This is a genomic window from Hirschia sp. (genome assembly GCF_058892565.1).
In genome coordinates this window covers 35,380-49,053 of sequence record NZ_JBZXVU010000014.1, presented here as the reverse complement: position 1 = coordinate 49,053, position 13,674 = coordinate 35,380, and the positions used below count along the sequence as shown (strand labels likewise).

The 13,674-nt window shown below is 45.7% G+C and carries 14 protein-coding genes; 7 read left to right on the top strand and 7 right to left on the bottom strand.

Going from position 1 to position 13,674, the window contains the following annotated elements; translation table 11 throughout:
• The 6 genes from topA to AC5EF3_RS06010 form a co-directional block, all read right to left on the bottom strand.
• A partial coding sequence (topA, locus tag AC5EF3_RS06035; RefSeq protein ID WP_493547406.1) for a type I DNA topoisomerase occupies window positions 1-2,383 on the bottom strand: 2,383 nt, incomplete at its 3' end.
• A gap of 191 nt (window positions 2,384-2,574) precedes the next feature.
• A complete protein-coding gene (dprA, locus tag AC5EF3_RS06030; protein ID WP_493547405.1) occupies window positions 2,575-3,696 on the bottom strand; it encodes a DNA-processing protein DprA in 1,122 nt (373 codons plus the stop codon).
• 30 nt (window positions 3,697-3,726) lie between these two features.
• Window positions 3,727-4,347, bottom strand: coding sequence for a glycerol-3-phosphate 1-O-acyltransferase PlsY (gene plsY / locus AC5EF3_RS06025; protein ID WP_493547404.1), 621 nt, complete (start codon window positions 4,345-4,347; stop codon window positions 3,727-3,729).
• 112 nt (window positions 4,348-4,459) lie between these two features.
• Window positions 4,460-5,233, bottom strand: a complete 774-nt coding sequence (locus tag AC5EF3_RS06020; protein WP_493547403.1) for an alpha/beta fold hydrolase — start codon at window positions 5,231-5,233, stop codon at window positions 4,460-4,462.
• A gap of 19 nt (window positions 5,234-5,252) precedes the next feature.
• Window positions 5,253-5,705, bottom strand: coding sequence for a Holliday junction resolvase RuvX (gene ruvX, locus AC5EF3_RS06015; RefSeq protein WP_493547402.1), 453 nt, complete (start codon window positions 5,703-5,705; stop codon window positions 5,253-5,255).
• Window positions 5,706-5,753: 48 nt separating this feature from the next.
• Window positions 5,754-6,218, bottom strand: a complete 465-nt coding sequence (locus AC5EF3_RS06010; protein ID WP_493547401.1) for a DUF6491 family protein — start codon at window positions 6,216-6,218, stop codon at window positions 5,754-5,756.
• Window positions 6,219-6,399: 181 nt separating this feature from the next.
• Here AC5EF3_RS06010 and gatC point away from each other — a divergent pair, with 181 nt between their 5' ends.
• The 6 genes from gatC (at window position 6,400) to gatB (ending at window position 12,182) form a co-directional block, all read left to right on the top strand.
• Window positions 6,400-6,687, top strand: a complete 288-nt coding sequence (gatC, locus tag AC5EF3_RS06005) for an Asp-tRNA(Asn)/Glu-tRNA(Gln) amidotransferase subunit GatC (RefSeq protein ID WP_015827816.1) — start codon at window positions 6,400-6,402, stop codon at window positions 6,685-6,687.
• A gap of 4 nt (window positions 6,688-6,691) precedes the next feature.
• Window positions 6,692-7,189, top strand: a complete 498-nt coding sequence (locus AC5EF3_RS06000; RefSeq protein ID WP_015827815.1) for a GNAT family N-acetyltransferase — start codon at window positions 6,692-6,694, stop codon at window positions 7,187-7,189.
• Window positions 7,186-8,664, top strand: a complete 1,479-nt coding sequence (gatA, locus tag AC5EF3_RS05995; protein WP_493547400.1) for an Asp-tRNA(Asn)/Glu-tRNA(Gln) amidotransferase subunit GatA — start codon at window positions 7,186-7,188, stop codon at window positions 8,662-8,664. The genes AC5EF3_RS06000 and gatA overlap by 4 nt, the downstream gene beginning before the upstream one ends.
• 416 nt (window positions 8,665-9,080) lie before the next feature.
• The gene (locus AC5EF3_RS05990) at window positions 9,081-9,392 is read left to right on the top strand and encodes a hypothetical protein (RefSeq protein ID WP_493547399.1); all 312 of its coding nucleotides are present in this window, start codon (window positions 9,081-9,083) and stop codon (window positions 9,390-9,392) included.
• A gap of 285 nt (window positions 9,393-9,677) precedes the next feature.
• Complete coding sequence (locus AC5EF3_RS05985; RefSeq protein WP_015827812.1) at window positions 9,678-10,511, top strand: aldo/keto reductase; 834 nt, start codon at window positions 9,678-9,680, stop codon at window positions 10,509-10,511.
• Between the two features lie 150 nt (window positions 10,512-10,661).
• Entirely contained in the window at window positions 10,662-12,182 is a 1,521-nt protein-coding gene (gene gatB / locus AC5EF3_RS05980; protein WP_493547398.1) for an Asp-tRNA(Asn)/Glu-tRNA(Gln) amidotransferase subunit GatB, read from the top strand.
• Between the two features lie 76 nt (window positions 12,183-12,258).
• Here gatB and AC5EF3_RS05975 read toward each other — a convergent pair whose 3' ends face one another.
• On the bottom strand, window positions 12,259-13,038 hold the full coding sequence (locus tag AC5EF3_RS05975) for an RcnB family protein (protein ID WP_493547397.1): 780 nt from the start codon (window positions 13,036-13,038) through the stop codon (window positions 12,259-12,261).
• A 212-nt stretch (window positions 13,039-13,250) separates the two neighbouring features.
• Between AC5EF3_RS05975 and arfB the strand changes: the two genes are divergently transcribed.
• Entirely contained in the window at window positions 13,251-13,667 is a 417-nt protein-coding gene (gene arfB, locus AC5EF3_RS05970; protein ID WP_493547396.1) for an alternative ribosome rescue aminoacyl-tRNA hydrolase ArfB, read from the top strand.
• The last annotated feature ends 7 nt before the right edge of the window (window positions 13,668-13,674 follow it).

Genomic DNA, 13,674 nt, shown 5'->3' with positions numbered 1-13,674 from the left:
CATCAAACACATTGATTGGTTCATCTGTGTCTGGGTGTTTGCCAAGTTCTTTCAGTGCTTTTGCAGCACCGCCGCGTCCACCTTTTGCATTTTTTTCTGCAATTAGTGCAACGGCGCGGTTCAGGCCAACTTCGAAAACATCCATCGGGTCTGGCAAATTGGCATAGGTTTTTTGGTGCTGAACATAAGGCCCGTAGCGACCAAAATTCGCATACATCATTTCACCATCTTCTGGGTGAGGACCGATCTCGCGCGGCAGGTTAATCAGCTGGATAGCTTGAGCAAGTGTCAGTTCATCGGCTTTCCATCCTTTGGGGATAGAACCGCGTTTTGGCTTTTCTTTGCCGATGCCTTCGCCTAGCTGAACATATGGCCCAAACCGGCCTGTGCGTAGGCTGATGTCTTTGCCTGTTTCAGGGTCTTGGCCCAATAGCTTGCCATCTGGTGACACAGCGTCTTCAGCATCTGAACCATCTGTCGTGAATGGGCGTGTGTGCTTACATTCGGGATAGTTTGAACACCCGATAAAAGCGCCATTGCGGCCCAACTTCATTGAGAGCTGACCTTCTTTACATAATGGACACAAGCGTGGGTCTTCACCTGTTGGCTCGCCGGTTTTTTCATCCAGTTTAGGCGGGAAGATTTTAGGGCCAAGTACGTCATTTAGAAGATCGAGCACGTTTGTGACGCGCAATTCCATGACTTCTGCGATTTTAAGGCTGAACTGTTTCCAAAATTCTGCGAGAAAGACTTTCCATTCCAGTTTGCCATCTGAAACAAGGTCGAGTTTTTCTTCTAGCTCGGCCGTGAAATCATATTGAACATATTGGTTGAAATAGTTCTCAAGGAAGATGGTGACTAATCGACCTTTGTCCGCAGGGACAAAGCGGTTTTTGTCCATCTCAACATAATCGCGGTCACGCAAAGTGGCCAATGTTGATGCGTAGGTTGATGGGCGTCCAATGCCCAATTCTTCCATTTTCTTAACCAAAGAGGCCTCGGTGAAGCGCGGAGGCGGCTGTGTGAAGCTTTGGTTGGCGTCGGCTTTTTTGAGATCAATGACATCGCCAACGCTCATGGCTGGCAGGCGTTTGGCATCCTCATCACCATTGGCATCATCCTTACCTTCTTGATAGAGGGTGAGGAAACCGTCAAATTTCACAACTTGACCGGTTGCACGCAATATAGCTTGTCCGTCTTTAGATTTTAGATCGGCTGTTGTGCGCTCAAGCTGTGCTGTGGCCATTTGAGACGCGACTGCACGTTTCCAGACAAGATCGTAGAGGCGCTGAAGGTCTGCTTCTAAACGCACTTCTGACGGGTGTTTTAAGAAATCTGTCGGACGGACGGCTTCGTGTGCTTCCTGCGCGTTTTTGGCTTTGGATGTGTAAATGCGCGGACTGGAAGGCACGTAAGGTGCACCATAACGCTCTTTAATGGCATCGCGAGCCGCGTGAATGGCTTCTTGAGCCATCTCAACACCATCAGTACGCATATATGTGATGAGACCAGCTTCGTACAATTTTTGAGCTGCGCCCATTGTGCGCGACGCGTTGAAACCGAGTTTACGCGAGGCTTCTTGTTGAAGCGTTGATGTTGTAAATGGTGGCGGCGGGTTTGATTTGACAGGTTTGGCTTCGACAGATTGAACTGTGTAGCCACCAACGCGCACGACTTCGAGAGCTTTATCGGCTGCTTCTTTATTCGGGAATGAGAATTTTTGAGTTTTCTTGCCTTCAAGTTCGTATAAGCGTGCCTCAAATTCTGTTTTTGAAACAGAATCCATCAAGCCTTTAATGGTCCAGTATTCTTCTGGTTTAAAGGCTTCAATCTCGACTTCACGTTCACAAATCAGGCGCAAAGCAACCGATTGTACGCGGCCAGCAGAACGAGAACCTGGGAGTTTGCGCCAGAGAACTGGAGATAGGTTGAACCCAACAAGGTAATCCAAGGCACGACGGGCAAGGTATGCATCTACCAATTCCTGATCGAGGCTTCTTGGGTTCTGCATGGCTTCAAGGATAGACTTTTTGGTGATCGCATTAAAAACAACGCGCTCGATTTTTTTGTCTTTCATTAGGCCGCGTTTTTTGGAAAGGACGTCCAATACGTGCCAAGAAATAGCTTCACCCTCTCTATCAGGGTCGGTGGCGAGTATCAGGCCATCGGCTCCCTTTAAAGCGTCGGCGATATCCTTGATACGTTTGTTGGATTTGGAATCACCTTCCCATTTCATCGCAAAATCAGCGTCTGGATCAACTGAACCATCTTTGGAAGGAAGGTCTCGGATATGCCCGTATGAGGCGAGCACGATATAGTCTTTGCCGAGATAGTTGTTGATGGTTTTTGCTTTGGCGGGAGACTCTACGACGACGACTTGCATTATATATTCTCCCGGCGAATTCGCGATATTGGGGTTGATTAAGCCAATCCACCCCGAAGCATTGAGCGGCGGAAACTGGTGGAGCTGGACATAAAAGTCAATTAAGCATTTGGTGACAATTTGCAGCATTACCCAAAAAAAATCGCTTGAATGGCGAATTTTAGGCATGTTTTTAGATGAGAAATCAGTTTTTATTCAATAACAGTACTCACATATCCACCTGCATGAGATTGAGCAATACCATCGAGTTCCAGCTCGGTAAGAGCTGCGTTTACCTCCCTAAGTGGTGCTCCCACGACGCGCACTAATTCGTCTATATGGGTCGGCGTTGGAGAAAGCGCCATTGTTAAAGATTGGATTGTGGATAGAGAAACATCAATCATGCTGCGTGTTTCAAATGCTGGCGCTTCAGGCTCTGCCAGCATTGGGGGTGTTGAGTTTTCCAGTGCTGAAATCACGTCTTCTGCATTTTCGACCAGCCACGCTCCTTGTCTGAGAAGTCCGTTTGAGCCACGCGTGCGCTCATCCAAGGGGGATCCGGGAATAGCTAATACTTCACGGCCTTGTTCGAGGGCAACGCGCGCTGAAATTAAAGACCCAGACCGCAAGGCTGCTTCTGCAACCAATACAGCCATTGAAAGCCCTGTAATAATCCGGTTACGCTTGGGAAAGTCTTTAGCGGTCGCAATATAGCCTAATGGTGATTCGCTGACGATTGCGCCGCGTTCAAGAATAGCATCATAAAGTTTGGCATGTTCGGGCGGGTAGATTGCATCTACACCTCCGGCAAGGACTGCGATTGTATGACCTGTTTGTAGGGCGGCTGCGTGCGCTTCGCCGTCTATCCCACGTGCCAAGCCTGACACGATTGTGTAGCCGGATTTTGCTAATTCATGTGAAATATCACGTGTTAGTTTTCTGCCTGCTGCGGACGCATTTCTAGCTCCAACAATGGCGATGCCGGGTTTCAAAAAAGCTTCCATTTTACCACGCACACAAATCATTGGCGGGGGCGGGGTAAGTGCGTTTAAGGGAAGCGGGTAGTCAGCTTCATCATAGGCGATGAAGCGGGCACCTATTTTGTGTGCTTTGTCTATTTCCCTCTGAGCGACGGAGAGAGATGGGAGTTTGAAATCACGATGCTTGCCCGCGCGTGTTGTGAGGTTTGGAAGCGCATCTAAAACAGCATCAATATCGCCGGAAAAACGTGACATAAGCTGCGCATATGTCATCGGTCCCACATTCGGGGTGCGCAGCAATTGTAGACGTTTGGCGCGCTCGCCATCGGACAATGTTTTGTTATTTTGATGCATCAGTCCCCCAACTGAGTTTTGAATGAAAGATTATTCTTTGGCTTTTTTCTTTTGCCCAATCTTTTCTTCACTGCCGGCTATCAAGCGTTTGATGTTCTCACGGTGTCTATAGAAAAGCAAAATTGACAATGCTGCCGTCACACCAACAGCGAACCAATCACCAATAAGAAACCATGTTATAATAGGTAAAAGTGCTGCTGTTACCAAGGCTGCGAGTGAAGAGTATCTAAAGGCAACCGCAATTGAAAGCCAGCATACAGCAAAAGCCAAGGCGACCTGCCACATAATGCCGAACAACATGCCGATAAAGGTGGCTACGCCTTTACCGCCTTTGAAGTTTAACCAGACAGGGTAGCAATGGCCGATGAATGCTGCGGCACCAGCAAGCAAGCCGGCGTGAAAATCAAAAATGAAATTGAAAATTGCAGCAGCAATACCTGCTTTGCCAGCATCCAGAATTAAGGTAGCAAGCGCTAAATCTTTACGGCCAGTCCGCAATACATTGGTGGCACCAATATTACCTGAACCAATATCTCGGATATCGCCCAGCCCAGCCATTTTTGTGATGACGAGTCCAAATGGAATTGAACCAAATAAATAGCCACCGATAATGGATAGGACAAAAGCAAGAGCAATTGGGAATTCAAGCATTAGTGTTTCCAGTGGCTGACGCCAGAGTGAGCACTCTGGCTAGATCTTAAGCTCAGGCTTATCCAGTCGATTACTATCGTGCAAGAGGTGTGAGATAAGTTGGGAGAATGCATTATTTGGAATTTGTGTCTTTCAGCGCCTCTATGAGCATTTTGGTAAATGCATCAGGTTCGTCCCGATAAACGGTGTGATCGCCCGGAAAAGTGCGTATCGTCCAACCTCTATCTTGTGCACGTATCCAAGACGGATCTTCTGCACGCGTTTGTTGCGTCATGCCTTTTGGAATAAAAGCGACATAGGATACATTCAGCATTTTTGCTTTTGGGTTATCGTATGAAACGGGCTGAGTAAGTGTATTATATGGATGTGGCACATCCTTTGGGAAACCATCTTCTGGTTTGAGCCAAGAGAAATTTACCAGCCCGTCAATGATGGCATCTTCTGTTGGCCAATTTACCCAAGCATCTTTGGCTGTCATTCCATCATCAAGAACGAATGCATCAAGAAAGATAACGTGTTTAATGCGTTCTGGTATTTCATTTATCACGCCCGTAATGACGGCACCACCATAGCTGTGACCGGTCAGGACAACATCTTGAAGGTCTTCGAAAATGATAGTGTTTACAATGTCATCTATGTGAGTTTTTAAAGTAACACTTTCACTTGCGAGGTGCATTCTTTCCCCTAGGCCGGTGAGAGTTGGCCGATAAGCCTTGTATCCTTTGGCTTCTAGTTTTTGGGCAATTGTTTTCCAATCCCATCCGCCACCTGTAGACCCATGGACGAGTACAAAAGTCTCGCTTTTTGCGTCTATTTTGGGTGAGTTATTATCGGAGGAGCATGCACAAATCAGTATAGAAAAGAGTGATAAAATCAGTTGTCGCATTTGAAGCACTCACACAGCATTAATTTGATAGTCGATCTATCGCGCCCTGCAGAATATATGCGGCGGCCATTTTGTCTATCACTTCTGCTCGTTTTGTGCGGCTGGTGTCTGCTTCGAGTAAAGTGCGTTCAACGGCTGCTGTTGATAAGCGTTCATCCCAAAAGGCAATTGGCACGTCTCGTTTTTCAAGAATATTGCGAGCCAATGCGCGCACAGCTTGCACGCGTGGGCCATGACTTCCATCCATATTGACGGGTAGCCCGATAACAAGGCCGACACAGGCACGGTCATCATAAAGCTCAAACAGGCGGGTTAAAGCTGGAGCCAGCTTTTTTCCCTTTTTGATTGTTTCTACTGGGCTGGCAATCATGCGCAGGCCATCAGCAGCAGCGATGCCAATTGTTTTCGTGCCGGGATCAAGCCCTAGTAAAGGGCCACGCGGTGGGAGTTGATCAAGTTCTAATATTGCCATTGGAATGCTGTAGTCAGAATGCGTCCCAAAGGATAGAGGGAAGGCGCTTTAATTACCAATATCTGTTTCGGGTTCGGTAGCTTGAGAATCCAAATTCTTGATGGCATCTTTGTCATATTCATAAATGTTTGTTATGCGACATTTGATGGGGTGGCGCTCATTTTGGTTGGGACCAAATATACTTTCATAGGCAATAAGTGAATCACCACGTGATAAGCAATTGGAGAACTGGTCCATTGCAATAGATTGGGCATTTTTCAGGTTAAAGCACCCGCTAGCGACTTTTAAGATGTGCTGTTGGTTTACGGATGTGGATACAACAACAGTATTTCGAGTGGTTTCACCAAACCCATCAACACCTGTTCCACGGCAAACTCTTTTGACTTCTTTACCAATGCGAGGGTCGGCCGGATCAAATTCTGTGAACTGAGGTGTCGTTTTGTCAGTGCTTGTGCAAGCTGATAGCCCGAGTGTGCAAAGGATGACTGGAATCAAAGAATGGGTAATTTTCATGATAAAACTGCCTTTTTATTTGAATTTGTCCGAGTATGCGCCGCTTTTAGGGGCTAGGCCACATTATAAATACATCAAAATTTAAATCATTTCATTGTTGAGGAGCAAACACACTTGATCGAAGGCGCGACTGGTCGTACCCCTCGCTGGTGGATTTATAAATTGAAGAGGCAAGGTTGGCATGAGCGTCACCCCGGATGATGTGCGTAAAGCAGCACGTCTTTCTCGCATCAAGATCAAAGATGAGCGTGTTGAGCCAATGGCTCAGGAGTTAAACGGCATTCTAGGTTGGATCGAGCAATTAAACGAAGTTGATGTTGAAGGTATCGAGCCGATGACATCCGTTGTTGAAGTCAGCCTTCCAATGCGCGCTGATGAAGTGAATGATGGAAATAGGCAAGCTGAAGTTTTGGCAAATGCACCAAATTCAGCCGATGGTTTTTTTGTTGTGCCTAAGGTGGTGGAATAGACAATTGCTAGCGGACGGTTTTCAACTTGGTGAAGCAGATCCAACCACTGATATTGGTCGGGCGTTGATTGCCGAACTGGATGCCTATTTGCTTTCTATCTATCCTATTAGTGTATGCCATCGTACGACCCCAGAGGAAATTCTCAGCAATGGTGTGTTTTACATCGCTAAGTTGGACGAACAGGTCGTAGGCTGTGGAGCTCTGAAAGAAAACAAGCTTGGGCAATTGGAATTAAAACGTATGTTTGTACGTCCAATGGCCCGAGGAAAAGGTATTGCAAAAAAACTGCTGGCGGAATTGGAAACTCTCGCTCAGAGCAAAGGTTTTGATGCTATTTATTTAGAGACTGGACCACCGCAGAAAGAAGCTATCGCGTTGTATGAAAACGCCGGCTATTTTCGCAGAGGTCCTTTTGGAGGATATGATGATCATCCTCTGAGTATTTTTATGGAAAAACGGCTCGATAGCGTGCCGTCACAATCAAACGGGAGCGCTGCGTGAGCGATCTTACTAAACTGACACTGACTGATGCGGTAAAAGGGCTTAAAGCCAAGGATTTCTCTGCGCGAGAAATTACGCAAGCTCATTTGGATGTGATAGATAAAGCCAATTCTGCAATCAATGCATATACGTTGGTGACAACGGATAAAGCGTTGGAAATGGCAGATGCATCAGATGCAAAACTTGCTAAAGGCGAGGGCGGTATTCTCGAAGGTGCACCTATCGGTGTCAAAGAATTGTTCTGTACAAAGGGTGTTCGAACAACCGCGTGTTCAGACATATTGTCTAATTTCGTGCCGACATATGAATCTACAGTGACGCAAAACCTTTGGGATGAAGGTGCGGTTATGTTGGGTAAGCTCAACATGGACCAGTTTGCCATGGGATCTTCTAATGAAACGTCGTGTTTTGGGAATGTTGTGAACCCGTGGCGGCGCAATGGAGAAGAGACGCAATTAACGCCTGGAGGTTCATCGGGTGGTTCTGCTGCTGCGGTGGCGGCGGATATGTGTCTAGCTGCAACTGCATCTGATACGGGGGGATCTATTCGTCAACCAGCGGCCTTTACGGGGACAGTGGGCATTAAGCCGACTTATGGACGCGCCAGCCGCTATGGCATGGTGGCGTTTGCGAGTTCACTAGATCAAGCAGGACCAATTGCGAAAAATGTTGAAGATACAGCATTGATGCTCGAAGCTATGTGTTCGGCAGATGACAAGGATTCAACGTCTCTCCACATCGAAACGCCTAAATGGACTGATAGCCTTTCTAAAGGTGTGAAGGGCATGAAAATTGGTATTCCTAAAGAATATCGTGTTGAAGGTATGTCTGATGAGATTGAAGCGCTTTGGCAGCAAGGTATTGAGTGGTTAAAAGCGGCGGGTGCCGAGATTGTTGATGTATCTCTTCCGCATACAAAATATGCCTTACCGGCCTATTATATCGTTGCGCCAGCTGAAGCATCATCCAACCTTGCGCGCTATGACGGGATGCGTTTTGGTATTCGCAAAGAGGGTGAAAACCTTGATGATGTGTATTCAACCACGCGCGCTGAAGGATTTGGTGATGAGGTTCGCCGCCGTCTGATGATTGGTGCGTATGTGCTATCAGCTGGGTATTACGACGCGTATTATCTGAAAGCTCAAAAAGTGCGAAAACGTATTTTGATGGATTTTCAGCAAGCCTATAAAGAATGTGATGCGCTTTTAACACCGACATGTCCTTCGGCCGCATTCGGACTTGGTGAAAAATCAGCTGATCCGGTTGAGATGTATCTCAATGATATTTTCACGGTCACAGCAAATCTGGCAGGATTACCAGCCATGAGTTTGCCAGTTAGCTTGAACAGCCAAGGCTTGCCTTTGTCATTGCAAGTAATTGGTAAAGCGCTTGATGAGGAAAGCTGTTTCCGAGTGGCAAAAGTGATTGAAGATTCTGCAGAGTTTGATTCCAAAGCCAAGGCTTGGTGGAATTAATTATTATATCTGTGCCAATTCAAAAAAAACGACGTGTACTGCCAAATGCATGTCGTTTTTTTTTGCAGTTTGCCAGATGGTGAAATGCAAAGGCGAGGCGACTCTAGTTTCTCTTGAGAGGCCGTTGAGTATTTGTCTGCAAATGTCTGGGAACCAATTATCTCTGCTATCAAATAGTGATGGTTAACAGTGAGTTGGTTCTACTTTATTGTAAATTTTTTTGTTAAAAATTAGTAATTAAGTGTTGAGGTTTTTGATGGAACCTGCTCATCTGTTTTTGCGAAGATCTTTTGGGGGGTGATTTTCCAAACTGAAAGTGGACTGCATTTTAGTATGTCATTTTCTGTACTTAAGGTTAATCTGTGTATCTGCACGGATTTGTCTGTGGCGTAAGTAGTAGAGTTTGGGAGAATAAGGTGTTGTTAGCCTCTATATCAGCTTTGTCGCTCACTTTGGGCGTATTGGTCAATGACTTGGAAGAGGGTGGAAACCAGCGTACCAAAGCGTTGCAGCTGGTGAATTCTGAAGTTTCTGTGATGTTGGACCCTTCTCAGAGCAGTGCGCCTCCAGTCTGGTATGATTGTGTTGCTCAGGTGTTTGAGAGTGGCATTTTAGAGAGAAAACTAAAACGGCTCGCACGTGATGACGCATTAGTAGATATTGAAGTTGGTGGTATTGTTCGCCGAACCGTTAATGATCTGTGTGCGGATGAACTTTACGAAAATTGAAACGCAGTTTATTATATTTGTGTGGAACTAATTTGAGCTCCAAGCATTGATACACAGAGCCTATCAATAAAAATATATCTGTATATTCAAGGTATATACAGATATTGCTTTAGCTGAAAAAGTGTGTATACTGACCATATATTGCACTGGGTTAAGGGGTTCCATGTCCCTTAATAACAGGCTTTAAAAGGGCAATGTAAATCAACAACATTGGGATTGGTTCGCTGTAGTGAAGCATCAAAGCTTTATTGCAAGGAAGCAAAATCAAATTAAGGAGTGGATATAATGTCACTCACAACGACACATTTTGGAGTAGACTTACCTCGCATCGGTTTAGGAACACGTGGATTATCTGGGATTACCTGTAATTCAGAAGTTCGAGAGGCCTTGAAGTTAGGCTACCGTTATATTGAGACCGCACAGATTTATAATAATGAACGCCAGATTGGTGCGGCAATTAAAGATTCTGGTGTAAAACGTGACGAACTTTTCGTTTCGACAAAGGTCTGGATCAATGATTACAGACCATATGATTTATTGTGGTCTGTTCGGGAAAGCTTAGATCGCTTGCGTTTAGATCATGTGGACATGCTTATTTTGCACTGGCCAAACGAGAAATACTCACTTCACCGCACAATTGATGCGATGAATGAGGCAAAGGAGTTAGGGCTTACAAACCATCTTGGTGTAGCCAACTTCACAGCATCTCAGTTCCAAGCCGTGTCAGAATATTCTGAAAGTCCAATTTTGTGCAATGAGATCGAGTACCACCCTTTGATCAATCAAAGCCGGGTGATCGATGCGACACACAAAACTGGAGCAGCCGTTGTAGCTTATGGTCCAACAGCTGATGGCGAAGCTTTGAACCATTATGAGATTACGCGCATTGCGCTTGATCACGGTAAGTCTAAATCGCAGATCATTATGCGTTGGATGATGCAGCAGGAAGGTATTATCGCTTTACCGCGTGCGACCCGTCGCTCATCACTTGCTGAATGCATTGATGTCTTTGATTTTGAGTTGTCGGCAGAAGAAATGTCTATGATCGACAAGCTGCGCGCAAACAATCGCAGACTGTTTGATCCTACCTTTGCACCGCAATGGGATGATGTTGCATAGGTGAAAATGAAACTTTTCGTCAATCGATGTGTATCTTACTAAAGAAAACATCGGTTGACGGATTGAAAAAAAGTTCCGCATCGGGTCAAACAGGGTATTAGATGTTTTATACATCATCCTGATTCAAATCCTACTAAACTGGCGAAGCGTATGTCGGACCGTAAACCACTCATCATTTCTGGAATTACTGGCGATTGGGAGGTGGTCATGGGCCTTGAGGTTCATGCTCAAATCACTTCTAAATCAAAGCTGTTTTCTGGAGCGTCCACCCATTTTGGGGCTGATCCAAATTGCAATGTTGCACTTGTGGATACTGCGCTACCGGGCATGTTGCCCGTGATTAACGAGTTTTGTGTTGAGCAAGCTGTGAGAACAGGACTTGGGCTGAACGCTCAGATCAATTTGTTCTCTCGTTTTGATCGCAAAAACTATTTTTACCCAGACTTGCCTCAAGGCTATCAAATTTCTCAATTCCAATACCCTATCGTTGGTGAGGGGGAAATTGAAGTTGAACTGGAAGACGGATCTAGCATTACTGTTGGAATTGAACGTCTCCACATGGAGCAAGATGCTGGTAAATCCATCCACGATCTTGACCCTAACGCGACTTATGTTGACCTGAACCGGTCAGGCGTGGCGCTGATGGAGATCGTTTCCAAGCCAGATATCCGCTCGCCTAAAGAAGCATCTGCTTATGTCAAGAAACTGCGGTCTATCGTGGTTGCTTTGGGTACATGTAATGGTGTCATGGCTGAAGGTAATTTGCGTGCAGATGTAAACGTGTCTGTGTGTAAAGTGGGTGGTTATGACAAATTTCAAGAAACGGGTGATTTCTCTCATCTTGGAACACGTTGTGAGATTAAAAACGTCAATTCGTTCCGCTTTATTGAGCAGGCTGCTGAATATGAAGCGCGCCGTCAGGTGGAAATTATCGAAGATGGCGGCGTCATTGATCAGGAGACACGTCTATTTGATGCTGAAACAGGTGTAACGCGGTCTATGCGGTCGAAAGAAGATGCGCATGATTATCGTTATTTCCCTGACCCTGACTTATTGCCACTCGTTCTGACGCAAGAATATGTTGATAAGATCAAGGCAAACCTACCAGAGTTGCCAGACCAGAAAAAGCAGCGCTTTATAGATGAATATGGCCTAAAAGCTTATGATGCAGGTGTTTTATCAGCAGAGTCTGATAAGGCGGCTTTCTTTGAAGAGGTGGCTAAAGGGCGCGATGCTAAAATGGCTGCGAACTGGGTCACTCAGGAACTGTTTGGTTATCTGAACAAATTTGATCTTGAATTAGAAGACAGTCCTGTTTCCGCAAAGCAATTGGGCGGGTTGATTGATTTGATCGCGAACAAAACCATTTCAGGAAAAATCGCGAAAGACGTCTTTCAGAAACTGATTGAAGAAGATGATGCTGATCCTGCAGCAATTGTTGAACGTGATGGCTTGAAACAAGTCACAGACACGGGTGCAATTGAAAAAGTGGTTGACGAAATCATGGCTGCAAACCCAGACCAAGTTGAACAAGTTAAAGCGCAATTTGCTGAAGGTCATAAAAAGCCTAAAGCACTTGGTTGGTTTGTGGGGCAGGCGATGAAATTGTCTGGCGGTAAAGCAAATCCGCAAGCCGTGAATGAAATTCTAAAGAGCAAACTTGGTATTTAGTTTCCAATTGCTGAAACAGAAAAGGGCGTTGAGTTTTAAATTCAACGCCCTTTTTCGTTTGGGTTAGGTTGGGAGATTAGTAGCGCCGGTAATAACGATCATTGTGGTCGTCATGTTCAGAGGCGATGATACCGACCACCAGCCCTATGATTGCGCCTGTAGCTACGGAGGCTAAGATCGCGTCGCCATTGTCTCTGTCGCGAACCCAATGATGACCGCGCGGCGGTGCATGTAGGCCATAGCGACCATAATTGCTAATCACGATACTTGTATTTGCACGGTTATATCTTCCACCTATATGGTAGCGCGTTCCAGAGTGATTTGGACAATATAAATGGTCATATCCTGCATGATAATGACCATGCTGCCGTGTGCCGTAAAAGCGCCTGTCACGGAAGCTTCTTGGGTTGTAAAAACCGTTTATATGAGTTGCGCTACGATAAACGGGTGTTGTGCGGTGTTTTTGATAAACAGCCGGTGGACGCGTGTTTCTATTGTTTTTATAGCGATTGTCATGGCTGTTATGGTTGTTGTAGTTTTTGTCTGCATGTTGCCACTGACGATCATAATCTGAGTTCCGGTAAGCGCGATCATTGTTATTGCGGTTTGAGCGGTTGTCGCCACGATAATCATTACGATCTGCGCGGTTACCTGCGTTCCGGTGATCATTATGCTTTCGGTTTTGGGATACGCGTTGAGCTGAGCCTTTACGCTCTGCATGGTGGGCACCAGCAAGCTCTTGTTGACGGGATGATCTCTCGTAGTTTTGAGCAAATGCACTCGGGGAAATAGCAAGGCTTGTGGCGACGAGGCCAGCGATGCTAAACGCTGAATACATTGATTTTATTGAAGCCATGAACAGGTTCTCCTGTTATTTTTCAAATAGCGCTGATAAGTCTATAAGAATGTAAACGTACATTCATGCGCTAACTTAGCTAAATTCTGCGGCCCTTAGTATGAACTGAAGCTGAACACATCTGTTCATAAACATCACGTTTTCCTGAGTGAAATGCAGGATTTGTGCTAGTATTGAAGCAATATTATAGAGGCCCTGCACGGCTTAACACTATGACAAATATAACTTTTACAGACATTGAACCGTTTTTGGAGGAGAGCTTTATTCGCGCAGGTGGGCCTGGAGGTCAGAATGTGAACAAGGTCTCTACTGCTGTTCAGTTAAGGTTCGACTTTCTCAATTGTGATACTATTTTTGAATCCACTAAGCGCAGAATGAGAGCGAAGCTATCTTCTAAAATCACCAAAGATGGCGGGATTATTATCAAGGCGCAGCAACACAGAACCCAACAATTGAACCGAGAAGACGCCCGAGAGCGTCTGTTGAGCATGCTGAATGAAGCTGCGCATCGGCCAAAATTTAGGGTTGCCTCAAGACCTAGCCTGTCAGCTAAACGTAAACGCACTGACACGAAAACAAAACGTGGGCAGGTTAAAAAATTACGAGGACGCGTAAATCCAACTGAATGATTGGCTA